22 protein-coding genes are annotated in these 24,621 nt (G+C 38.6%); 8 read left to right on the top strand and 14 right to left on the bottom strand.

Going from position 1 to position 24,621, the window contains the following annotated elements; translation table 11 throughout:
- The first annotated feature begins 900 nt into the window (after positions 1–900).
- Positions 901–2,076: an RNA polymerase sigma factor RpoD gene (rpoD, locus tag HGD76_RS21110; protein ID WP_015081056.1), complete on the top strand. Its 1,176-nt coding sequence runs from the start codon at positions 901–903 to the stop codon at positions 2,074–2,076.
- 37 nt (positions 2,077–2,113) lie between these two features.
- Here rpoD and HGD76_RS21105 read toward each other — a convergent pair whose 3' ends face one another.
- The 8 genes from HGD76_RS21105 to HGD76_RS21070 all read right to left on the bottom strand — a co-directional run bounded on the left by HGD76_RS21105 (position 2,114) and on the right by HGD76_RS21070 (position 9,873).
- Positions 2,114–2,347 carry a hypothetical protein gene (locus tag HGD76_RS21105; protein ID WP_168505806.1) on the bottom strand — a complete coding sequence of 78 codons (234 nt, stop codon included), beginning with the start codon at positions 2,345–2,347 and terminating at the stop codon, positions 2,114–2,116.
- Positions 2,348–2,462: 115 nt separating this feature from the next.
- Positions 2,463–3,374, bottom strand: a complete 912-nt coding sequence (locus HGD76_RS21100; RefSeq protein ID WP_168696940.1) for a tetratricopeptide repeat protein — start codon at positions 3,372–3,374, stop codon at positions 2,463–2,465.
- Positions 3,375–3,583: 209 nt separating this feature from the next.
- Positions 3,584–4,867 carry an RNA-guided endonuclease IscB gene (iscB, locus tag HGD76_RS21095; protein WP_168696939.1) on the bottom strand — a complete coding sequence of 428 codons (1,284 nt, stop codon included), beginning with the start codon at positions 4,865–4,867 and terminating at the stop codon, positions 3,584–3,586.
- A gap of 233 nt (positions 4,868–5,100) precedes the next feature.
- Entirely contained in the window at positions 5,101–5,532 is a 432-nt protein-coding gene (locus tag HGD76_RS21090; protein ID WP_015081053.1) for a PIN domain-containing protein, read from the bottom strand.
- The gene (locus HGD76_RS21085; RefSeq protein WP_015081052.1) at positions 5,522–5,779 is read right to left on the bottom strand and encodes a ribbon-helix-helix domain-containing protein; all 258 of its coding nucleotides are present in this window, start codon (positions 5,777–5,779) and stop codon (positions 5,522–5,524) included. The genes HGD76_RS21090 and HGD76_RS21085 overlap by 11 nt, the downstream gene beginning before the upstream one ends.
- A 221-nt stretch (positions 5,780–6,000) precedes the next feature.
- Positions 6,001–7,893: a biosynthetic-type acetolactate synthase large subunit gene (gene ilvB, locus HGD76_RS21080; RefSeq protein WP_168696938.1), complete on the bottom strand. Its 1,893-nt coding sequence runs from the start codon at positions 7,891–7,893 to the stop codon at positions 6,001–6,003.
- 134 nt (positions 7,894–8,027) lie between these two features.
- Complete coding sequence (locus HGD76_RS21075) at positions 8,028–9,284, bottom strand: MFS transporter (RefSeq protein ID WP_148764446.1); 1,257 nt, start codon at positions 9,282–9,284, stop codon at positions 8,028–8,030.
- Between the two features lie 28 nt (positions 9,285–9,312).
- Entirely contained in the window at positions 9,313–9,873 is a 561-nt protein-coding gene (locus HGD76_RS21070; RefSeq protein ID WP_148764444.1) for a hypothetical protein, read from the bottom strand.
- A 209-nt stretch (positions 9,874–10,082) separates the two neighbouring features.
- Here HGD76_RS21070 and HGD76_RS21065 point away from each other — a divergent pair, with 209 nt between their 5' ends.
- Positions 10,083–11,063, top strand: a complete 981-nt coding sequence (locus HGD76_RS21065; protein WP_168696937.1) for an aldo/keto reductase — start codon at positions 10,083–10,085, stop codon at positions 11,061–11,063.
- Between the two features lie 86 nt (positions 11,064–11,149).
- Here HGD76_RS21065 and HGD76_RS21060 read toward each other — a convergent pair whose 3' ends face one another.
- On the bottom strand, positions 11,150–12,298 hold the full coding sequence (locus HGD76_RS21060) for a DNA methyltransferase (RefSeq protein ID WP_168696936.1): 1,149 nt from the start codon (positions 12,296–12,298) through the stop codon (positions 11,150–11,152).
- Positions 12,295–13,329, bottom strand: coding sequence for a DNA-methyltransferase (locus tag HGD76_RS21055; protein ID WP_168696935.1), 1,035 nt, complete (start codon positions 13,327–13,329; stop codon positions 12,295–12,297). Before HGD76_RS21055 ends, HGD76_RS21060 begins: the two co-directional genes overlap by 4 nt.
- Positions 13,330–13,545: 216 nt before the next feature.
- Here HGD76_RS21055 and HGD76_RS21050 point away from each other — a divergent pair, with 216 nt between their 5' ends.
- The 5 genes from HGD76_RS21050 to HGD76_RS21030 all read left to right on the top strand — a co-directional run bounded on the left by HGD76_RS21050 (position 13,546) and on the right by HGD76_RS21030 (position 17,498).
- A complete protein-coding gene (locus tag HGD76_RS21050) occupies positions 13,546–14,421 on the top strand; it encodes a hypothetical protein (RefSeq protein ID WP_168696934.1) in 876 nt (291 codons plus the stop codon).
- Between the two features lie 147 nt (positions 14,422–14,568).
- The gene (locus HGD76_RS21045; RefSeq protein WP_210967663.1) at positions 14,569–15,786 is read left to right on the top strand and encodes a DUF4336 domain-containing protein; all 1,218 of its coding nucleotides are present in this window, start codon (positions 14,569–14,571) and stop codon (positions 15,784–15,786) included.
- A 307-nt stretch (positions 15,787–16,093) separates the two neighbouring features.
- Positions 16,094–16,675 (top strand): Uma2 family endonuclease, encoded by a 582-nt coding sequence (locus HGD76_RS21040; protein WP_168696933.1) that lies wholly within the window; start codon positions 16,094–16,096, stop codon positions 16,673–16,675.
- A gap of 257 nt (positions 16,676–16,932) precedes the next feature.
- Complete coding sequence (locus HGD76_RS21035) at positions 16,933–17,163, top strand: hypothetical protein (protein WP_168696932.1); 231 nt, start codon at positions 16,933–16,935, stop codon at positions 17,161–17,163.
- 71 nt (positions 17,164–17,234) lie between these two features.
- Positions 17,235–17,498: a type II toxin-antitoxin system RelE family toxin gene (locus HGD76_RS21030; RefSeq protein ID WP_168696931.1), complete on the top strand. Its 264-nt coding sequence runs from the start codon at positions 17,235–17,237 to the stop codon at positions 17,496–17,498.
- Positions 17,499–17,634: 136 nt separating this feature from the next.
- Here the strand turns inward: HGD76_RS21030 and HGD76_RS26140 are convergent, their stop codons facing one another.
- Complete coding sequence (locus tag HGD76_RS26140) at positions 17,635–20,148, bottom strand: GUN4 domain-containing protein (protein WP_325064816.1); 2,514 nt, start codon at positions 20,146–20,148, stop codon at positions 17,635–17,637.
- A 211-nt stretch (positions 20,149–20,359) separates the two neighbouring features.
- Entirely contained in the window at positions 20,360–22,438 is a 2,079-nt protein-coding gene (locus HGD76_RS21015; protein WP_168696930.1) for an NAD(P)H-quinone oxidoreductase subunit 5, read from the bottom strand.
- A gap of 190 nt (positions 22,439–22,628) precedes the next feature.
- Here HGD76_RS21015 and HGD76_RS21010 point away from each other — a divergent pair, with 190 nt between their 5' ends.
- The gene (locus HGD76_RS21010; RefSeq protein ID WP_168694559.1) at positions 22,629–22,817 is read left to right on the top strand and encodes a hypothetical protein; all 189 of its coding nucleotides are present in this window, start codon (positions 22,629–22,631) and stop codon (positions 22,815–22,817) included.
- Here HGD76_RS21010 and HGD76_RS21005 read toward each other — a convergent pair.
- Positions 22,808–23,209 (bottom strand): thioredoxin family protein, encoded by a 402-nt coding sequence (locus tag HGD76_RS21005; RefSeq protein ID WP_168697521.1) that lies wholly within the window; start codon positions 23,207–23,209, stop codon positions 22,808–22,810. The two genes, HGD76_RS21010 and HGD76_RS21005, sit on opposite strands and share 10 nt — an antisense overlap.
- Positions 23,210–23,658: 449 nt before the next feature.
- Positions 23,659–24,375, bottom strand: a complete 717-nt coding sequence (locus tag HGD76_RS21000) for an NnrU family protein (RefSeq protein ID WP_015081038.1) — start codon at positions 24,373–24,375, stop codon at positions 23,659–23,661.
- Positions 24,376–24,621 lie beyond the last annotated feature (246 nt).

The following is a 24,621-nucleotide window of genomic DNA, read 5'->3' as shown; positions in this document are numbered from 1 at the left end:
ATTAGGTAACTTTAGCAACAATATTATTTATCACCTGATTAAAATATCGTTGTATACAATAGGAACAGTTTGTCAAGTTGCACAGGGTAGAAATCTCAACTCTGCGCTAATGTGTGAATAAGGCTAAATTGAGATTTCTCTCAATTCATCTTTTACCCAGCTAAAAATATGCCATAACTTTAACTCCTTAGTTCAGGTTCTTGGTATAGCATATACAAGGGTTAGTTCCTGGAAACAAAAACCAATCACTAGCGCCAAAGTGAATATGTCCAATTAGTTCAACCAGAACTAATTTCTGTAAACAATTACCCGTCCTCGGGTGAAGTTACAACAGAACATAAATACTATTTGTGCAGTTGGGAACAATTTGTGTAAGTTTTATAAAAGTGTGCCTACCTTTTAATTTAATGAGAATGCCACTGTCAAACCAAAAAGTTTTCAACAAGATTTAATGGTATCACCACCATTTTTAATGTCTTTTTGATAAAGGTGGCTTAATCTTAGTAAATGAGTTCATAGATAATGCACAAAAAGAGGGCAATTTTTGTGAAACAGGCTACAATCGGAACAGTATTTACAGTTAAATTTGCCAAATGTCATATACTTGTATCTCCATCAGGAAACTTTTTGAAAAAAAATGGATCTAGGCTATAGATTTGCTCAATCAAAAGTGACATGGGGAATTACCAAGAATGACAATTTAAAAAGCGAGCAATTCACTAAAAAGTGATATTTGCCACTTTTACTAAACCATCCTGCATAAAACAGGAAAAAAATCACCGAAAATATTTTGAGGGTAATCAGCCAAACCCTAATTTTCGGTTTTAGAGATTACTTAATGCCAAAAGTAATCAAAATGTCTTGAGTAACTGATTCTGCAAGGAGCATGAGGAACGCGGCATGAACCAGGCTAACAACGTACTCGATAATATTTATCAGCCTGACCTAGAAATGATAAATCCGCCTGAGATCGAATTACAAGCACTCTTAATAGAAGAACAAGAGGACTTATTGCTGACTGATGACGGCGAAATTGATGATTTTTTAGAGCCTCAGTCTGATGAGGACGACGCAAAGTCTGGAAAAGCCGCTAAATCGCGTCGTCGGACACCAATTGCCAAGAAAAAGCACTACACCGAAGATTCCATTCGTTTGTATTTGCAAGAAATTGGGCGGATTCGTTTGTTACGCGCAGACGAAGAAATTGAATTAGCGCGGAAAATTGCTGAATTACTGGAACTAGAACGAGCGAGGGAAAGGCTTTGTGAACGCCTAGAACGCGATCCTAGAGACAGTGAATGGGCAGCAGAAGTATCGTTACCATTACCGACCTTTCGTTATCGGCTGCACGTTGGCCGCAGAGCGAAGGACAAAATGGTACAATCTAACCTGCGGCTTGTAGTTTCCATTGCCAAAAAATACATGAATCGGGGCTTGTCCTTCCAAGACTTGATTCAAGAGGGTAGTTTGGGTTTGATTCGTGCCGCTGAAAAGTTTGATCACGAAAAAGGCTATAAGTTTTCTACCTACGCTACATGGTGGATACGTCAAGCAATTACAAGAGCGATCGCTGATCAGTCCCGCACTATCCGGTTACCAGTTCATCTCTACGAAACCATTTCTCGGATTAAGAAAACCACCAAACTCCTCTCCCAAGAAATGGGACGCAAACCCACAGAAGAAGAAATTGCGACTCGCATGGAAATGACCATCGAGAAACTGCGGTTTATTGCTAAATCTGCCCAGTTGCCAATTTCCTTAGAAACACCTATCGGTAAAGAAGAAGATTCCCGTTTAGGTGATTTTATCGAATCTGATGGCGAAACACCAGAAGATCAAGTTTCTAAGAACCTGCTGCGGGAAGACCTAGAAAAAGTCCTAGATAGTCTCAGTCCCCGTGAAAGAGACGTTCTCCGACTTCGCTATGGTTTAGATGATGGTCGCATGAAAACTCTGGAAGAAATCGGCCAGATTTTCAATGTTACCCGCGAACGCATTCGCCAAATCGAAGCTAAAGCACTCCGTAAACTACGCCATCCTAATCGGAATAGTGTACTGAAAGAGTATATTCGTTAATTGTTAGGGGTGGGTTTAAACCTGCCCCCAGCATTAACTACATCTTGCCTTGCTGCATAACTTCTTGCAGATGATGACGAATTTCGTGTGCTTGTTCAATTTCTGATTGCCGTAATTTTTGGAACAGTTCTACACAGGGTTGAGAATTAGCTTCCTTGGCATCTTTGATATAATTTTCATAAGCTTGAACTGCTACCGATTTGGTATGCAGCACACTAATGAAATCAAACTCTAAGTTACTAATGGGTTCTTGAGTTTTGGTTTTAGTCATTTTTCGACTCTGTTGGTTATTTAATTAATTTCTACTTATTCCCTGAGATTTATTCATCTGTCTAAAAGCTGATAAAATCCTCTGTTGTGAGTAGAGACGTTTTGTCAAAATGTCGCTACTTATTTAATTTTCGCGCTTCTTGTAATAACTGCTGGGAATTTTTCAGCCACTGCAAATTACCTTGAATATTATATAAATCTTTAGAATATTGGAAAACTTGCACAGCTTGTTTATACTGCTTCAACTGCATAAAAACTAACCCTGCACCATAATAAGCATTAGCATAATTAGGGTTAGCTGCGGCTGATTTTCTGAAAGCTGCTAAAGCTTCGGTTAATTTACCCTGGTTAAATAAAATTGAACCAAGATTATAGTGTGCTTCTGCGTATTTAGGATTGATTTTAATTGCTTGATTAAAAGCTGCTTTTGCTTGCTCAGTTTTCCCTAGCTGCAAATAACAGATCCCTAAATGATAGGCTGGTTCAGGAGCATTTTGACTCATTGTTCTGGCTTTTTGAAAAGAGGCGATCGCACTTTGCCAATTTTTCTCCTGTTGCTTCAACAACCCCATGTTATAATGGGCAAAACCTAGATTGGGATTTAACTTCAAAGCCTGATTTAAATAATCTTGCGCCAATTTTAAATTATTTCCTTCTAATAACGCCCCTCCTAAATTTGCAAAGGCTAACGCAAATTGAGGGTCAGCTTGAGTAGCTTGATAAAAAGCATCTGCCGCAGGTTGTAACTGTCCCGATTGTCGTAGTGCTAAACCCAAATTATAGTGCGCTGCTGCTAATTTAGGCTCTAGTTTAATAGCTTGACGAAAAGCGGTAATTGCTGCTTCTAATTGTCCTAGTTGAATTGCTTGTAGTCCTTGATTTAAAGATTCTGTAGCTGCTTTGCTATTTGAGTTTTGTGCCAGTATTAGAGTAGGGTAATAACTGGAAAATACGGGTTGAATATTAATACTTAATAATAACAGACTGATTATCCCCAAGATGGGATATTTAATTAATGGTAATTTCATGGATTTATTTCGCGCAATCTCTCTTAGAGATCCCGCAGGGTAGGCACAAAGGAGCAAAGACGCAAAGGAAGATCAGGAAAAATCAATGTTGTTCTGGTAAACTTGGACTTTCGATAATTAATCATAAGACCTCGCGGTAAGTGGGAAACGAGCGCGTCTTTAGACCTGAGAGGGAAGCGACACGAGCGATTTTAATCGCCGTGGTCTTTTTAATTGGCATAACTATATCCATCCTTTTTATGAGTTGCTAAACAATATTTGTGACTAATTCCTTGAACTAATCCGCTATTGGTCGAGATATTAAAAGTTCCACTAGTTCTAATAGCAACTCTCCCAAAATATTCACCTACTTTCTTGCCCGCTGTTACTACTGCTTTTACAATGTCGCCAGTTTGAAAACCTTTAACAAACTTAAACCGTGGAACGTATCTAGAAGGAAAACCAAACTTGTCTGTTCTACAAGATTGTCTAGAACCGTGACCATTAGCAGCAATCAACAATGGTTTAATCCCCTTGATGGTTAGAATTGGGGTTGATTGACCAACACAAGCCGCATTAATCCAGTGAGTTTTTGCTAGATTTTGTTGACTACGATTAAACTTTGTTAAACCTCCTGAACCTGTTTCTACTGGTAGTCCTGTATCTTTCAAAACTCTAAATAATGCCCATCTAGTCGCGTTTACTGCGGCTGCATCAGCCAAAGGACGTTTAGCTTGTTTCAAGATTTTCTGTAATCTTGTTGGGTCTTTTTTGAGGAAGTCTTTAATATCCTTAGTTCCTTTTTTGGTATTACATTTCTCGCAACTCAATGTCAGATTTGTAATTGAATTACTACCTCCTTTTGCACGAGGATGAATGTGTTCTACTTGGAAGGGAACGTCTTTCACTCCACAGTAGGCACATTGTCTATTCCACTTTTCTAGTAAGTATTCTTTAGTTTCGTAACCAGCAAGAGTACCTTGCTGATACTCCTTACCTTGAATATCAGGATTAGCCATTAACTGCATATCAAACCGTACCAATTCTTGACTAATAGCTTCAATTGGTGCGAATTTCCGTAACTTCTTAACCCAAGTTTTGATGTTCTCAACTCGACTTTGTAAACTTGGTGCTAACCATCCATTTGGACGGGTTCTATTCAAGAATCTTGGTTGTCTATAACGGGTTTTCCTGGCACGTCTAGAACGTCTTAGTTGTCGTCTAGAAGTTAAAGCATCTCGAATTACAAAACCTCTATGCTTTAATTCGGCTGCAAATACAACCTCTCCAGTCGAGTCGTTAACTAATGCCATTCCTGTGAATTTTGCACCAGGGTCAATCTTTAATCTTAGAGGTGATACTGGTGAATCTGGACGTGATTCTTTGAGGATAATTGTGAATGGGAATTGTCTGAATACGGCTGCTTTTTTGTTTCTTAATAGTTGTCTAGCTTGCGCTGGATGAATTGGATCTAATGGTCTTTTGTTTGTGTCTAATACTAATGTTTTGGACATAAGTCCCTCCATTTCTGGGTAATGTTAGCTTCGACCTGTTATAAGAGCTTGTTAGGCTGTAAGCACTGTTTCAGTGACTTTAAAACTGTTTAGCTTACAGCGACAGAGCGGGGAACTAGCAACGCATTCCGAGGTGTCGTGACTCAAATAACGGCTACCCTTCGACTACGCTCAGGGTGGTCTGGTCAGTACAGCTTGCAATTTCTTACAAGCTCAGTGGCTTTAGCCCTGAGTTACTGACTCAGTTTAAAAGGATTTGTAAACTTTACACCCTCAACAGTTGCACCTGATGGAAAATCTTCACTGTAAATTTCTTCAATTTGATTGAGTCTTGCTGTTGCCCAAATTTGCGCGTCCCAAAAACTAAAGTTATGGGTTTCTAGTCCACGAATCGCTTCTAGGGAGATTAATTTTGTCATATCAACAATATGGCAAATAGCTAAGTAGTTACGCATTCGCACCAATGCCTCAGCAGGAGTTAAAAGCGAGCGTCTAGTGCGGGTTGTAGCCATAAAAAACTCCCCTATCACCTGGGTACTAATTACTGCTTTCCCCGAACGAATTAACCTATCAACAACTGCGATCGCTTGTTCCTGTTTTGTGGTATCTAATGGATCGTAGATGTACACTAGAATATTAGTATCAATAAAAACTCTACCGTTCATAAAGGTCTTCCCGCTTCCAGTCTCTACCTCCAGCTTGAACAGGTCGAGTTTTGATTTGTGCAATAAATTCTCTTTCGGCTTCCCACAGTGAGATATCGGTTTGGGGGACAGTGATTTCACCAAGATGAAGGTCAATGGCTTGACGGATAATCTCGGCTTCACTTATACCTGTTTGTTGTGCAATCTCTTTGAGTAGATGTTCTTGACGTGGTTGGATATAAATCTGCTTGCGAATTTTGGTTGACACAATTTAGAAGTATATTTAGTGTATACATTACATTATACATTATTTATGGGAAAATTGTGATGCCTTCGTTAATTGAGGTGTTAGTTTTTTCCCTTGGAGAACTCCACAAAAAAAATGATCCAATGGTATCTTGCCCGTCCTTGTATTATTAGCGGGCAAGATGCCCGCACTACAAGAAATTTTGGGATATTTTTTAAATTGGAAGTCTCTACAAAATCTAACTACAACTTTGTTCCACAATCAGAACAGAAATTATGGTTAGGTTGGTTTTGAGTCCCACAATTGCTGCAAGAAATTGATTCAACTGCGGTTCTTGGTGTTGGCTTAGGTAAACCAACCATTTGCGAGTTATTCTTACCAGGCGCTACCATGGGATAGCAATTTTCATCTCTGGTAATGTGGACATTCACAATTACAGGGCCATTGTGTGCCAGCATTTCGGCAATTTTATCTGCCAATTCTTCCCGCTTAGTAATTACCATCCCCTTGATGCCATAAGCCTGTGCTAAAAGCTCAATATCAGGCATTCCGACTTCCATGTTAGAAGATGAATAACGCTGTCCATAGAAGGCTTCCTGCCACTGCCGCACCATGCCCTGCCAACCGTTATTTAAGATCAAAGTCTTGACATTAATGCCATATTGTGCTAACGTTCCCAACTCCTGCAAACACATTTGGAAACTGGCATCACCGCTGATACAGATTACTTCTTCGTCCGGGAATGCCACCTTTGCACCCATAGCCGCAGGAACACCAAAACCCATTGTTCCTAAACCCGCACTAGAAATCCAGCGTCTTGGACCATTTTTGAGGAATTGGGCTGCCCACATTTGATGTTGACCAACATCTGTAGTATAAAATGCGTGGGGGGCTTGACTACCAACTTCAACAATTACCTCTTGAGGAGAAATGCTGTCGGCATGATGGGGGACAATCAGAGGATAATCTTGTTTCCAACTGTTAATTAAGTTTAACCATTCTTGGTTTTGGTTAGGTGTGGCTTTGGTATTTGCCTCTTGACATCGCCGTAACAGGTCTTTTAAGACGTTTTTGACATCCCCCACAATGGGAACTTGGGGAACGCGGTTTTTACCGACTTCTGCGGGGTCAATATCAATGTGAATGACTTTGGCTAAAGAGGCAAATTCATCTAATTTACCTGTCACTCGGTCATCAAATCTTGCACCAACACAAATTAATAAATCGCAATCTGTAACGGCAAAGTTAGCGTAGGCTGTGCCGTGCATTCCCAACATTCCCAAGGACAGGGGATGATGTTCATCAAATGCACCGATACCCATTAAGGTAGTAGTGACGGGGAGATTAAATAATTCTGCCAGTTGTTTGACTTCTTCGTGGGCATTAGCGGCGATCGCTCCTCCCCCAACATACAACAATGGGCGACGACTTTCTCTAATTAATTGAATTGCCGCATTAATTTGGCGCGGATTTCCCTTGACTGTGGGACGGTAGCCAGGTAACTTAATTGAACCCGGTGCCACAGGCACATAATCAAATTCTTCTAACGCTACATCTTTGGGAACATCAATTAAAACAGGTCCAGGTCTACCAGTGCTGGCAATGTGAAAAGCTTCAGCCACAATCCGCGCCATATCTTTGGCATCACGGACTACATAAGAATGCTTAACAATGGGTAAGGTAATTCCATAAATATCTGTTTCCTGAAAAGCATCTGTACCAATGGAAGCTCTTGGTACTTGTCCCGTAACCACAATCATGGGGATAGAATCCATGTAAGCCGTAGCAATACCCGTAACTAAGTTGGTTGCCCCAGGACCGGAAGTACCAAAGCATACTCCTACTTTACCAGTAGCACGGGCGTAACCGTCGGCGGCGTGGGAAGCACCTTGTTCATGTCTAACTAAGATATGTTTGACCGTACCCCCAGCTTCTATTTTATAGAGGTCATCATAAATCGGTAGAATCGCGCCACCGGGATAACCAAAAATATGCTCAACACCATGACGGATGAGACTATCTATCAACGCGAAACCGCCAGATGCCCGTTTTGGTGAGGGAACTGACGAATTAGATACGGGAGACTGCTGATTATTTTCAGATTTTGGGAGACTGATTTGAGAAGACGAAACCACAGTTAACCTCAAAGTATAGCTAAAATTAACGCTTAGATTCTGTATTTAAAACTTCATTTTAATGTAAAAATTCTCACAATAGCAGAGAAAGCCGGATTTATTAGCGTTAAGAATGGATTATGATTGTACAATTTTTAGATCACATCTTGCAATACCCGCCGAGTATTTTGCCAAGTCCAGACACCAACAGCCCCGACAACTATACTCATTCCGAATAACACCGCCGACAATCCAAAGGCATTGACTAGCTTTGTCGTAATTAATAGAGGTGCTGTCAGAGCGATATTAATGGCATGATTTTGAAAACCAAAGACTTTACCGTGCATTTCTGATGGTGTTTGTTGCTGAATTAAAGTTTGCATTGGCACGTTGACAAAAGCTGCACCCACGCCTAAGAAAATACAAAGTCCTAATGCTAGGGGTTGGTTATCAATGAAAATGAATAAACCTAATGAAACCGCCATCATCAAAAATCCGATTAAAGGCAAGGGTTTATTGTATAGTCTATGTCCAAAATTCCCCAAAATAGCCGCACCTATTACCATACCCACCCCAGCCGCAGCTACGAAAGAGCTAAATTCTTCTGGTGCTAAATGTAACCTAGCCGCCATACCAATGGCTAATTCTATCAGGGCGGCAAATACGCAGTATAATGTAACTATTTGTAGCATGGCATTCCATACCAGCCGATTTTGTTTGAGATAGCGTAGTCCTAACAAAAATTCAGCCCAGGGATTAATTGCGGCTGTTTCTTCGTGAATCCGTTTGGGTTCTTGAAACTGAATCGGCATCATAATCACGGCAGAAATTAGATATAAGCAGCCAACGACCAATTCTTTACCAAAGCCCTTATTAAAGGTTTCAAACCAATTCAACATCGGAGTAGCCACCGCATTACCAATAATTAATGCAGCCATCATTGTGCTGCTAAATAAGGCATTGGCAGCCATTAAACCTTCTTTTCTTACCAACAGGGGAATTGAAGCCTGTTCTGCTGGGGCAAAAAACTGGGTAACGGTAGAGATAGAAAAGGTGAAGAATAAAAGTATCCCAAATTCTCGTGGCAGGAAGGGAATTAGCAGCATGAATATCCCCCGTACCAGATCTGAACCCACCATAATCAGTTTTTTTGGCACACGGTCAACGATCACACCACCGGCAGAGCCAAACAATATTGCGGGTACGGTAAATGCCATATACAAATAGAAGCGTGCATCACCGCCTATCTGATTCGGGGGTAAATAGAGTTGCAGTAAGGCAATCATTAAGACAAAGAATACCTTATCAGCTAATTGGGAAATTAGTTGACCAATCCACAGGAGCATAAAACCCCGGTTTTTCAGCAGTCCGGTAAAACCGTTATTAACAGCAGTAGGTTCAGTGGGAAACATCAGATACTTGGGAATGGGGAATAAATAGTCAATATTTCTTGTTATAACGTTCTAAGAGGAAATTGAGAAATTCAGATGCACTGAGGTAGTTTTTGGTGGGAGAGAACCCCAATGATGGATTTACCCATTGGCCTGGGACAGATTGGGGGGAGTGCCACATTGATAAATGGTCAACTGCTGGCTCGGCATAAAAGTTGTTTTCTCCCATACCGAGATAAGCTGAAGTCCAATGGGTGTAATAATCATGACTTAAACGATGAATCGGGAAATTGCCAGCTAGAGGGACTCCCCAACCATCAATAGCAATGAAGGCTTGCACATGACCGCCCAAAAGTTGCCACGCTGTGGCTGCACCTATACCGCCAATTACACCAGCACTAAAGCATAAGAATATAACAGGCGATTCTAGCTTATTACCAAGGCGATTGTGCAAAAAATGTAAAATATGAAATGTTGATAAAGTTAAATAACCCTGTTCCGGAAAAATCAGTATATCTACGGAGTTTTGATTACTTTGATTCAAGCACCCTTGGATAAAGCTTTTAGTTAATTCTGGTTCGTGAATTCCCGGACAAATAATAATGGGCATTTATTTTTTATCTTTGAAAAGTCTGCAAAAAATTAAAGGTATTTTCGCGCAAAGACGCAAAGGAGCAAAGACGCAAAGAAAGAGATTAACTCAGATTGTGGTCTAATACATGAAAACTGCTGTAAGAATATATTACATGAGTGGTATAGTATTGACCTATTTATTCCTTGATAATGAGTTTTGGGACAACTTTAAACAACTGCCTAAATATGCTAACTAACAATTTATTAAATCTCCCTCTCATGGGTTGCGGTACTTGGGCTTGGGGGAATCAACTACTCTGGGGGTACGATGAAAGTATGGATAACCAATTACAAGAGGTTTTTAATCTCTGTGTTGGCAATGGTATTACATTATTTGATACGGGTGATTCCTACGGTACTGGCAAGTTAAAGGGACGCAGTGAGTTACTTTTAGGAAAATTTGCCCAAGCATATCAAGGCTTAAATCAAGAGCATATTTGCATTGCTACTAAGTTAGCTGCATACCCTTGGAGATGGACTAGAAATTCAATTATATCAGCTTGTCATGCTTCGGCAAAAAGATTAGGACGCAATGTTGATTTGGTGCAAATGCACTGGTCTACTGCTAATTATGCACCTTGGCAAGAGGTGGGTTTATTAGATGGTTTAGGTGATTTATATGAGCAAGGTTTAGTTAAAGGTGTGGGTTTATCTAATTATGGTACAAAACGACTTTTATGGGTACATAAAAGATTTCAGGAAAGAGGTATACCGATTAAAACTTTGCAGGTGCAATATTCACTTTTATCTACTTATCCGGTGACGGAATTAGGTTTAAAGGATGTTTGTGATAATTTGGGAATTGCATTAATTGCTTATAGTCCTTTAGGGTTGGGTTTATTAACAGGAAAGTTTTCGGAAAATGGCAGTTTTCCTAAAGGTATTCGCGGTTTTTTATGTAAGCAGCTATTACCAGGAATGAAGCCGCTTTTAGGCTGTTTGGGAGAAATAGCAAATACGAGAAATAAAACTATGTCTCAAGTGGCTATTAATTGGTGCATTAGTAAAGGCACAATTCCCATTCCTGGGGCTAAAAGTTTGAAACAAGCAAAGGAGAATATTGGGGCTTTGGGGTGGGTTTTGAGTGATGGTGAGGTGGTAGAGTTGGATAATGCTGCTGATAGGGTAGAGAAGAAAATGGTGCAGAATATTTTTCAGACAAGGTGAGATAAAAACAAATATCTAAAAAATAGAATAATGTTAATGCGTCCTAATCCACTATTTATTAGTAATACTGATTGTGGGTCACACTACTATATATATTTTTGTAAAATTATTTGCCAAGCTTGAATATGAGAATCTTTAACTTCTGTTGAATTTTTAGCATCTTTTACTAATTCTTCGGTATATGTGTTAATGAATTCATGATAATCTTCTATAAAACGTAAGTAATATTTTAAAGTATTCACAATGCCATTAGCAATAATTTCTAAATCACATTCTCTTTTAATATTCAAAATCAATTCATTAATATACTCCTCCTCATCTTTATTAATAAAACAGGTTTTGTATGTCGTTAGAATATAATACCTTTTTATTGTTGTATTAGCAGATTTTTTGACTATATCTAATATCATATTTCTATCAATAGGAATATTGTGTTTTATTTCTAATATTTCAAACGGATTGTTATAGTTATCTCTTATTTCTATATCACCATAACCATGTTTATCCGCAGAAGTATGAACATTTAAAGGTAGTAATATTTTATTTTCAAATCTGCGGACAGTTTTCAATAGTTGTTCATAGATAGCAAAAATTACAATAACTGGTAGTCGAGAACTTGATGGTTCTGCAAAATGTCTTTCCACCATTTTCATCACTGTATTAATATTGATAATATTTACAGAATTAACAATTTCTAAAGTTTCTGTAAAAACTATTTCTTGAGATTGGGAAATAAGATATAATTGTGCTAAGATATAAACTAAACAATTTTCAATATCAATTGTTTGATTTTCAATTTTATCAATTAGTTGTAAAAAAGGTGTAACTAAGCTTTTACTCCTTAATGGTAATTTAAATCCCTCCTCAAAATTCCAGATAATTTCTGCGCGTGTTGCTTTAGTTAAAAATGCAGTTTCTTTATTAGCATATTTAGGAAATTTACTTTTAAAAAAGGGTGTAGTTACCTTAGTATCAAGAACTCTTGCGGAATATCCATTGATAAACTTAGCCATGTGTAACCTGATATCTTGTTCAGGTTTAATTATTTTCTTGAGTAGGGTGGTAATAATTACTTGAATTAAAGATTTATCGGTTTCTATTTTTTGAATAAAAATATCTACAAAGTTTTTTATTTCTTGATCAAATTCTGTGAATGATTGATTTTTAACTAATTCAAGTGATTGCTGATAGGATTTTTCTAGTCTTTCTATTTCTTGATTATAATCATATTTCATATAAATAATTCCTGTTGTTGAGAATCAGATTCTTCCATACGGTTATTAGCTAAGTTTACATAATCAGGATTGATTTCAATTCCTAAATAATTTCTATTTAAATTTCTAGCTGCGATACAAGTTGTACCACTACCACAAAAAGGATCAAGGACAAAATCACCTTGTTGAGTTAATAATTTAATCAGTTCTTGAATAATATACATCGGATAAACTGCTGGATGATGATTATTTTTAGTAATTTCCACCGGACTTTCAATAATGTCTTTTTTCATCGTGTTTCCTAAAATTCTAATAATAGTAAAACCATTATTCTTGATTTGGTTATTTCTTCCTCCATCTTGTCCACCATAAGCTAATTTATGTATACCATGAATTTTCATTCTAAATCCTTCAATTTCTCTATTGTGTACTGCTGAAATAGCTTGATTTAATGCTTTAATAGCATTATTTTTTTGTTCTTCACTTAAATCAGAATTTTTGATTAATTCCACATATTTTTTACCTAATTTATCAGAGGGTTTACTTTTAACGCTTTTGTTAAAACTATCCAAGTGTTGTAAATAGTTATCCAAATTAAAATAATAATCTTTTGATTTAGCAAATATGAAAAAAGGTTCTGTAGCTTGTATTAATTTTCTTTTATCTTGACGTGGTGTAGGATTGAGTTTTGACCATGTAATTTGATTAATAAGAAAAATATTTTGATTTTGGGTGGCTTGAATTGCAAATTTATAAGGAATTAGAGATAAACTTCCGTTGATATATTTATCTCCTAAATTAAAAACTATTACTCCAGTTTTTTTTAAAACGCGCACACATTCCCCAAAAACTGTGAGGATATTTTTTAAATATTCTGATTCAGTTGTTTCATTACCAATACCTAAATCACCATTTCCATAATTACGTTGCTGAAAATATGGTGGTGAAGTAATGATTAAATCAAAAGTATCATTTTCTATTTGTTTGAGTACAGATAAATTATCCCCAAGAATAATTTTATTTTTGAGGTCTGATATTGCTCGTAATTTCATGTGACTTTATGCAATTTAAATTTAATCTCTAATTATGTATTTCAGTGTAACAGGTTTTGTATTTTTTAAAACATTCTCTCAATAAAATTTAATAATTTAACTTTTCAAGCATCAATCACACGCACATAAGCACTACATCAGAAAAACGTGATATTTTGAGTATAATGTAAGTTACAGGTTAAATACTCAATATTCAAGAATACTATAAAATTAGCAATGCTAGAAAAATCAAGATTATCTTTCCCAAAAATTCCCAAATCTAATTATCAACCCCAAAGCCAAGATACAGCAATAGAAGCTGATATTTATTTCTTTCAAAAATGGCGACAATTATCATTAAAACAACGCATAGAAAGATTTATTAGCCATGAACGAGGAGTTAAAAAACTATGTCTGATAGGAATTAAATCTCGAAATCGCAATTCAACTATACAGGAAATTCGTAATTTATTTACCCGTGCTGTATTAGGAGAAAAATTTACTCCTGATTTTCAACCAAAAGGTATTAATGAAAATATGTGGATTCAAGATTCAATTTCTTTAGCAGGAGAATTACATCAACTTTTTGAATCAATTAATATTGATTACTATGTTAATCGAGGTGTTGCTAGTTCTATTCATGGAGAACCACGTTCTACTCGTGATTTAGATTTGGTGATAGAAGTTAAACCAAATCAAATAGATTTACTGGTAAAAACTTTAGAAGCATCTGGATATTATTGTCCAGCAGGTGCGGTAGAAGATTTGCAACAAGGTTTGGGAAATATGTTGAATATTACCCATACAGAAACTATTGCTAATGCTGATATATATATTACTGATAATTCACCTTTTGCTATATCACAAATGAATCGGAGAGTATTAATTGATTTAGGTGGAATACCTGCTTTTTGGATAGCTTCAGCAGAAGATATTATTTTACAAAAACTGCGCTGGGGAAAGGGAAGTAAATCAGAAAAACAATGGCGTGATGTTTTGGGGATAATTAAGTTACAAGCAGATAATTTGGATTATGCTTATTTAGCCGAATGGGCAGAAAATTTAGATTTAGTTGCTGATTTAAGTGAGGTATTAACTCAAGCTGGGATATGAAATAAATATAAAAATCTCTCATGCTTAGAAACCCAACTTCTCTAAGAAGTCAGAAATCTTATGTTGATCACTCCCATAATTTGCTAAACTCCAATTTTGTCAAGGCAACAAAAATCTGAGTATTGGGAATTGAGAGAGGTTCGCAAAGTGGTGGAAAGTGAAGACACAGAACAAATTTATCCCCAGGATTTTGCATGGCGGTTTTGGCCTGTTGTGCCAATTTACCCTTACGGTAAACGTCGCACTATCCGTAAAGAAGTTGTCAAAGATACTATCTGGACCTTTGACCAATTGCAGGGAATTTTCTATGTAGTTGTGCCAATTCGCATGACTGTAGTTAAGCTAGAAAAAGGCGGTTTGCTGGTTTATGCACCTGTCGCACCCACAGGAGAATGTGTCCGGTTGCTGAATGAGTTGGTGGCAGAACACGGTGATGTTAAGTATATTATTTTGCCTACGATATCGGGAATAGAACATAAAGTATTCGTTGGTCCCTTTGCACGACGCTTTCCCGCTGCACAGGTATTTGTCGCTCCCGGACAATGGAGTTTTCCGATCAATCTGCCTTTAAGTTGGTTGGGTTTACCCGGTAAACGTACTCACATACTGCCTGAAAATAGCCAGGAAGCCCCTTTTGCTGAAGATTTTGATTATGCAATCTTGGGACTGATTGATTTGGGTTTGGGTAAGTTTGCAGAGGTGGTTTTTTTCCACAAGCGATCGCACATTCTCTTAGTTACAGATACCATAGTTTCAGTACCAGCAGAGCCACCTGCAATTGTCCAACTTGACCCCTATCCCTTACTCTACCACGCGAAGGATAAAGCCTTTGACATCGTTGCAGATACCTCAGCAAACCGCCGTAAAGGGTGGCAGCGAATCACATTATTTGCCTTGTATTTCAGTCCCAGTGTGTTAGAAGTACCTACATGGGGTGAAGTATGGCGTGATGCCGAAAAAGCTCCAGAACGTTCGAGAAAAGCCTATTTCGGGTTTTTCCCCTTCCAATGGCGGGAAAATTGGCAAGATTCATTTGATATTTTACAAGGAAATGGGCGGATATTTGTTGCCCCAATTTTACAAAGTTTGATTTTAAATCGCGCACCCACAGAAACAATAAATTGGGCTAATAAAGTTGCTAGTTGGGATTTTCAATGGATTATTCCCTGTCATTTTAATGCCCCGATTAAAGTCGAACCGCAACAATTTCGTCAAGCATTTGCGTTTTTAGAAAAACAGCCTGTTGGGGGTTTAGTTAGTAGTAATAGCTATTCTTTGCCGGAGGATGATTTTAAGTTATTGAGAGATATTGATTCAGGGTTAAATAAGTTGGGTATTGTGCCACCAGCAAAAGAGAAAGTGTAATTACAAATAAACTGACAATGAGGTAGGTGTTTCAGATGTTTCAGTCTGTACACTTGGCATAAATAGACATCAGGATTTTTTTATGAATCTGGGAATATTCCAGATTTTTAAGGTTAGTTTTTTTTCTTCATCCTGTACATCCTTAAATCCTGGAAATCTATCATTTGTCAATAGGTAAATGACAAAAACACCTTTGTTTCGGGTTTGATTTTTAGTTTGCCCCTTTGCGCCTTTGCAAGAAATAAAAAATATTAATAATTGCTATACTAGAAAAATTACAATTATCTCATAGTAACCGTAAAAATATATGACTCTTAGCCAATTTCAACCCTATATTTCCATAGAAGAATACTTACAAGCTGAAAAATCTAGCCCTATTAAACATGAATATATCCAAGGGCAAATTTACGCAATGGCTGGTGCTAGTGATGCCCATGTAACAATTACCGCTAACTTAGTTGCCCTTTTAAGAAATCATATTCGTGGTACAGGATGTCGGCTTTACGTCGCTGACATGAAAGCAAGAATTGAATCTCTAGATATTTTCTATTATCCTGATATTATGGTAACTTTCGATTCAAGAGATACACAATTTGAATATTTTAAACGATATCCGAGTTTAATTATTGAAGTTTTATCACCTTCTACAGAAGCCTTAGATAGAGGTGATAAATTTAGTGATTATCAAGAATTAGACACTTTACAAGAATATGTTTTAGTTGGTCAAAATCGGCAACGAATTGATTGTTTCCGGCGCAATTCCGAAGAAAGATGGGTTCTTTATAGCTATAGAGGAAATCAACAATTAGAATTAACCAGTGTGAATTTTTATTGTCCTCTCGCTGATGTTTATGAGGATGTTGCTTTTCCTCCAAATTTAAGTAAATAAAACTTTAAAGATGAGTTTTTTCTACATCCTGTACATCCTTAAATCCTGGATATCCTGATTCAGACGGTAGGGTGTGTTCGTGAAGTATAACGCACCAAAAATAATTAATTTTAATCTCATTAATTAATGTGAGTTACGTCGCGCTCATAATTTAATGTATGTTTTATAGAATTTCGCGCTCCTAATGCACACTAAGGACTTAAGATTGAGTTATTATTAGTATAATAAACTGGTGAAGTTCAAAAGGAAATTAGATTATGTCATCTCCAGCAATTACTACTGTAGTTAAAATGATGGAATCTTTACCTCAAGATTTACAAGACACAATTGCAGAACATCTTAGAGAATATTTGGCAGATTTACAAGATGAACTTAAATGGGATAATTCATTTAAGAAAACTCAAAATAAATTGATTGCATCTGCTCAACGTGCTAGAAGAGAGATTGCGGAAGGACTTGCAAAACCAATGGACTATGACAAATTATAAATTCAGGATTTTGATCTGGCTTCAGAAAAATATACATTTGGTGTATATACAGTTAGAGGTTATAAACACCTATGAAGTCAGCAACCCTTCCTTCTTTTTGGGATGAATATCAGTCTCTTGACAAGCAAGTTAGACAGAGTGCGAGAAAAGCTTACCGCTTATGGAGAGAAAATCCTTTTTATCCGTCTTTGCATTTCAAATGTATAAATAACCAGGAAAATATTTGGTCTGTGAGGATAAATCTCAATTATCGAGCAATTGGCGTTTTGGATAGTGATACAGTTACATGGTTCTGGATTGGTAGTCATGACGATTATGAAAATTTCTTTTCATAGTCAGAATTAACATGATCAGGATTAGAGGATTAAGAGGATTTGAGTGGTAATTTTATTTTTTCAGATTGGGAATTTTTAAGATTAGTGGTTTTTCTTCATCCTAAAAATACTATATCCTGATTATGAAGGTTATATGTTAAAGGTTACAAGTCTCGACGCGAGAGAAGAACCAAGCCCATAAACCCATACCAAACGAAGACCCGCCCGCCTCATATATTACCTCCCATTTACCCATCATCAGCACTTTAATTTCACTTAAATGACCTACGGGGAGGTGACCTTCTGGTGCTTTTATATCAAAAGTAATATCTTTGTATAACAACCAGCTACTTTCCTTTTCTTTGTTTTTCTTCCAGCCTACGGTTTGTCCGAACTTATCCCAGTCTTGTAAATTCAATCTCGACCCCAAATTTTCATAAATGCGGTTTTGGACAGAGAAGCCGAAACGCCCATTGCTGTATTCTAACCATAATTGGTCTATAGTTTGGAGGTCTTGACAGGGAAATTTATCAATACTTTCAACATCTAACCAACCTTCCTTTGTGCGTTTCGCAACCGCTAACATTACCTTTTTTGTTTCTTCATCAGCTTGTTTCCATTTCCCAGTTGCGAGGAAGTCACGCAGTTTGCTGTAGTCCATGCCCACATCTGATATGAGTTCAACATCATCTAATTGTGATAGCTTGAGATGTTTAATTTCAGATTCAGATTTTGTATTAGGAGTACCACAAGTGTCGAAACGAGAAAGTAGACACCCCCACCAATCTAATTTTCTCCCCTCACCTACACCGCCACTGCCACCCCCAGCTACCATTCCCAACACTGGTAGGTGGCCTTCCGGTGCTTTTATATCAAAAATAGTTTCACTACTACTATCTAACCAACTTCCTCCTTTTCTCCACCCTACTGTGTCGCCAAACGCGTCCTTAATTTTTTCGTCGTACTTCCTCGTTCCACCCAAATTCTCATAAATCCGTTTTTGGACAGAAAAGCCAAAGCGACCATTACTGTACTTAACCCACAAGTAGTCAATAGTGCGAAGGTCTTCACAGGGGAAATTGTCAATATCTTCTTTAACACGCAACGATTCTTGCTGTTTTGCAACGGACAACATTACCCGTGCTGTTTCTTCATCAGCTTCTTCCCACTTCCTGGCAGCAAGTAAGTTACGCAGTTTCCTGTAGTCCATTCCTACTGCTGATATTTCAAGCGATTCTAAAGAAACTACAGAAGCTAATTTGGGATTTTGAATATCAGACTTTGAATCGGGAAGATAACAAGTCTCGACGCGAGAGTAGAAGCCAGCAATTACCATAGCTAATATTCTAACTACAGCCTCTTGGACTCCTAGTATACCTCTATACTCCCTACCTTTTCCCAATGTTGGGAGGAAGGCTTCTGGTGCTGTTTCATCAAAAGTAATATTTTTGTAATACAACCAGTTTCCTTCTTTTCTCCATCCTACTGTGTCGCCAAACGCGTCCAAAACACTTGGGTTGAACTTCCTAGTACCCCCCATACTTTGATAAATGCGCTGCTGGACAGAAAAACCAAAGCGTCCATTGCTGTATTTCACCCACAATTGGTCAATGGTGTGGAGGTCTTCACAAGGGAAATTATGAATGTCTTCAGCATCTAACCAATCTTCCTCTTCTCTTTTCGCAACGGATAACATTATCCGTGCTGTTTCTTCATCAGCTTCTTTCCATTTCCTTGCTGCTAATAAGTTACGCAGTTGAGTATAGTCTATGCCTACGGCTGATTTTAATTCTACTGCTTGATCTAGAGACATTTCATCCAACACCTCTAGAATGGGTGGAATAAGCAAACCCAATAATTCCCGAAACTCTCCCACCGTTTGAGGACGGTTTTCTACTTCCAACTCCATACCCTTAATAATCGCATCATTCACTCTGTCACTAATGCGAGAATTATAATATTGTGGTGGCTTTAAAGCTAAAGAACTATACTTGCGAATAATGGACTCATGTATATATTCATCCTTATCTTTCATTCCATCCGCAGTCAATAAATAATAAAGTGTTGTCGCTAAAGCATAAACATCCGTATAAAAACCTAACTGTTCACCAGGAGTATACTGTTCTGGTGGTGCATAACCAGGGGTGCGTCCATCCCTAGTTGTGAATTTATCAATATTACAAGCTAAACCAAAATCAACTAAAACCGCTTCCTTTTTGCCGCGACGTAAGACCATATTATGGGGTTTGATATCCCGATGAATCATCCCATCTTGTTGGTGAATATATTCCAAAGCTTGTCCGATTTGGTCAATATATAATAGTGCATCATCTTCCGATAATTGACCATTTTCATCCACATAATCATTCAAATCTACACCATCAATAAATTCCATCACCATTCCCCAAAGTCCATCTTCCTGAATCATCTTATAGACTTTGACAATATGGGGATGAGAAAAAGCGCGGAGATTAAAAGCCTCATTAACAAATCTTTCTTGTTGCTTAGGAAAATCCTTAGCCCTTTGTCGCTTCCCGTTCAAAGTTTTGATAGCGACTATTTCCCCGGTACTTGTTTCTCTGGCGCTATAGGTAATCCCAAAACCACCTTCACCCAAAACATTTTGAATAATATATTTACCGTCATTAATAGATTGATGGGGTGTCCACATGGTAGATGAAAATAGATGTTTTTATACCTTATTTAGCAATCTTAACTCAAATAAACCTATATGCAACATTATCTATATTCCTTCCTTCTTCCTTCCTTCTTCCTTCGTGTCCTTCGTCCCTTCGTGGTTCATTAACCCTGCGCCTTTGCTCCTTAGCGTCTTTGCGCGAAACCTTCATAATCCAGGGGCGGACAAACCGCCCCCATTAAAATCAGGTAACACCAAAAACAATCACCAAGCCCAAAACAGCCCCAAAAACGATCAAGGCATAGAATTGAACCCGACCGCTTTCCAAGTATTTCAAACCTTCACCACTGACAAGAGTAAAGAAACCCGTGAGATTGACAGCGCCATCAACAACGCGGAAATCAACTTCCATAACTTGTCTAGCCACACGACGCAAACCAAGCACAAAGACACGATGATAAATGTCATCAAAGTACCATTTGTTCAAAGATAGATCGTATAGCGGTTGAATGTTTTTAGCGATCGCACTAGGATCAATTTTGCGAGCCAAATACATCAGCACCGCCAAAGTAATCCCAATCACAGAAACCGCCACAGAACTACCCGCCATAATGTAAAACTCATGGGGGTCAAATTCCGCAGCCTTTTCCATAACTTCCGCTAAAGTTTCGCTAGGAGGAAAGATAAACTGCTCAAAATAATTGGCGTAGGGAGTCCCCACCAAACCAATCAACATTGAAGGAATAGCCAACACCACCAACGGTAAACTCATCGTCCAAGGAGACTCATGAGGCTCATGGCTGTGGGAGTCATGGGAGTGACTGGCCAATTCACCCTTTTTCATCGCCCCAGGACCAAAATTAGGCACTAGTTCTAATGTCCCTGACTTTTCAGCCAAAGCAGCAGCCGCATTTTTGAGTTTTACCTTGATTTTCTCGTCATTACCCCGGAATTTACCTTCAAATGTTGAGAAATACATTCTAAACATATAAAAAGCTGTAATCCCCGCTGTCACCCAACCAATAAACCACAGGAAGGGGTTAGCAGCAAAAGCAGCACCGAGAATTTCATCTTTTGACCAGAAACCAGCAAAGGGAGGAATCCCCGCAATGGCCAAGCAACCAATCAAAAAGGTGAAACTGGTCACGGGCATATATTTCCGCAGTCCGCCCATTAAACGCATATCCTGCGCTAATACAGGGTCATGACCCACAACTGCTTCCATGCCATGAATTACCGAACCAGAACCCAAGAATAGCATCGCTTTAAAATAAGCGTGGGTCATGAGGTGGAATAAGCCGGCACTGTAAGCACCCACACCCATAGCCATGATCATGTAACCAAGTTGGGAAATGGTGGAATAAGCCAAACCCTTCTTGATGTCGTTTTGGGTAATGGCGATAGTTGCCCCTAAAAACGCTGTAAATGCCCCAGTATAAGCAATTACGTTCATTGCGGCTGGGACATTTTCAAATACTGGGTACATCCGGGCAATTAGGAATACACCCGCCGCTACCATTGTTGCCGCATGAATTAGGGCAGAAATAGGTGTAGGACCTTCCATGGCATCTGGTAGCCAGACATGGAGGGGGAATTGGGCAGATTTAGCCACAGGGCCAAGGAAGACGAGAATCGCTAGGACAATGGCGAGGAAATTGCTAATAGAGCCGGTTTCTACTAGGTTGGATAGGCGATCGCCCATAACCATGAAATCAAAGCTGCCTGTCGCCCAGAACAGCCCCAAAATGCCCAATAATAAACCGAAGTCACCGACCCGATTTGTGACAAATGCCTTTTGACAAGCATCTGCTGCGGCTTTGCGGTCATACCAAAAGCCCACTAGGAGGTAGGAACACATCCCCACCAATTCCCAGAAAATGTAAACTTGTACTAGGTTGGGACTGACCACCAAACCTAACATGGAAGAGCCAAACAAGCTGAGATAGGCATAAAACCGCACATAACCCGGATCATGCGCCATGTAGCCATCGGTGTAAATCATCACCAAAACGGCTACTGTGGTGACAATCACCAGCATTAGAGATGTCAGGTGGTCAATAGTGTAGCCCATCGTCAGGTGAAAATTCCCGGCTGATGCCCATTCCACAGTCCAAAGATAAGACGCATGGCCTTGAAATTGACTCCACAGCAAAGCCAACGACAGTGCCATAGAAGCTCCCATGAGGGAGATAATAACTACAGCATTCAACTGTCGCAGGCGGTTTGTCACCTGATTTATCGAGATTAGCCCTAGACCGACCAGCATTGCTCCCAAGAGAGGTAATACTGGAATCAGCCAGGCATACTGATAGATTACTTCCATCACTAACGCCTACTTTTAGAATTCTGTACAAATATATTGAATTGAGAAGATGCCCAAAAAATGAAAATTCAATTGGGGATTGCTGATTGAAAAGAAATAAGCTACTTCTGATAGCCCAATACTTTCAAGTTAGCTTGAATTTTCCCACTTCAAACTTGAGTTAACTGAATAATCAGAACTGCTAATAATTGTGACACACACCCTTGAGGATAAAATACCCCACCTGATACCCTTTAGGTGGAGTGTTAAGCATGGTTTTATATTTGGTCAGTTGTTAGTAGGGGCGAAGCATTTGGAAGATAAATTATCGGTCATTGCCAAAAATAGTTCTCCAAATGCTTCGCCCGTACAGTTGTCAGTTGTTAGTTGTCAGTTGTGATTGGAATAATTCTTTCCCCCTGCTCCCTGCCCCCTGACTCCTGCTATACCTATTTTCTCGTGACTTGTATAGGTGAATTTAATTGCTTCTAAGGCTTGACGTAAATCGTCTTTACCGGGAAAACCTTCTAAACGTTGTTTGACTATACCTTTTTCAATTAATAGTAAAGTCGGTAGTGATTTCAGTCTATAGGTATTAGACAACTTAAAATTTTGGTCAGCGTTGACTCCCACCAATTTAAGTTCATCACCACATTCAGCCTGGAATTGTAATAATAGCGGGTGAATGATGCGACATAGTCCACACCAGGGCGCTTCAAAATTAACCAAAACAGGAACTGAAGATTCTAAAACTTCTTGAGTAAATGTCCGTTCATTAACCGACAACACTATGATGCCTCTCGTGATTATAAGGTTTTTATCTCAAAATTAGCTGTCAGCAGCAGCAAATTGGTAAGTTATCCCATTTTGGGGTTTAAATTTTAAATTGAGGATTTTCATGTTTTCCTGCTGACAAAAAAGCCACCGTGATTGTCGCGCTGGCTGTTCTCCATTTCCAATCCTGATTGCTATTGCTTGTGAAAAATTTTACAATGCTGAGAGCGCGGCTGGGTGCAGTCTATACATTGATATTTATTTACCGTTTCGACTAAGGTAGATGGTGACTTTTTGTCTACCATAAAACCCACTTCAGCCTGGCGGATAAATTCTTTCCCCAATCCCAGTTTTCAACAGTTTAATGATATATGTTTGAGTCTATCATACATTGTTTTGGTAGCAAGTGATCAGCACAAAGTTCTATTAAATTTATATGTTTTGTTGATCTTGGGGATCAGAGTAAACTACCACATTATCCTACTTGTTGCCACTAATAACAAGGGGTGCGACCACCATAATAGACCAGTAAAAATGGCAACTCCTAAATAAGCAGGGCGGAGAAATTCTTCCCAGTTCCAAGATTGACGGCCATCAATAATCGCTTGAAAGGGGATAATCGAAGTCCGTTGTTTGACCATCTCAAAAGCTTCTCCATAGCGTTGACTTAAACGGCGATCGCCATGCCATACTCCAAATAGGTGATGTATTACTAAACCGATTGAGGTAACAAGAGTGAAACTAGTTCCTAACCACAGGGTATGGGCTACACACCAAATAACCTGTCCTACCATTTGGGGATGACGGGTAATACGGATAATCCCTGTTTCATAAAGATGAACTTGGGGCTTTTGAATAGCCGCAATTTCTAGTAGATTGAAGGTAGCAGGATATAAAAATAAAAAGGATATAGCTGATAGTACCCAAACTAATGCTCCCACTCCTGGTATACCTTGTACCTGCCAAAGTTGCCAGCCATCGTAACGGTGATTAAAAAAGTAAACAATTAAGATCACAGCCAAAGGCAGGCTAATTAATGCAAAGATAATGCGATAAAGCCTCGGTCCAAGGTATTTTTCTGCCCAAGGACGCACAGCAGCCCCCCCGCTATGGGCGATCGCAAAAACTAATTGTAACCCTAGTATGACAAAATGACTGGAGGTAAACCAAGGATTGGACATCATATATACAACTCAATTCAAAATTCAAATTCAAAGAAGCTACTATTGGTAAACATCTTGACTGGTGTAAGCTATCAGCTATCAGTAGTCAGCCAAGAACAGGAGTAAAGAAGACGAATTATTCATTTTCTTGAAGTTACACCCAGGCAATTAGTTTTAATTACCTGTATTTCCGTCTTAAAATCTGATAGCTGAAGGCTGACGGCTGAATGCTTGATTATATACAGGAAGATTTTTGTCAAGATGTTG

Origin of the sequence: Dolichospermum flos-aquae CCAP 1403/13F (genome assembly GCF_012516395.1) — a bacterium.
In the GTDB taxonomy this organism is placed as follows: Bacteria; Cyanobacteriota; Cyanobacteriia; order Cyanobacteriales; family Nostocaceae; genus Dolichospermum; species Dolichospermum lemmermannii.
Note: the sequence above shows the minus strand (reverse complement) of the source record. Positions and strands in the feature narration are given on the sequence as shown.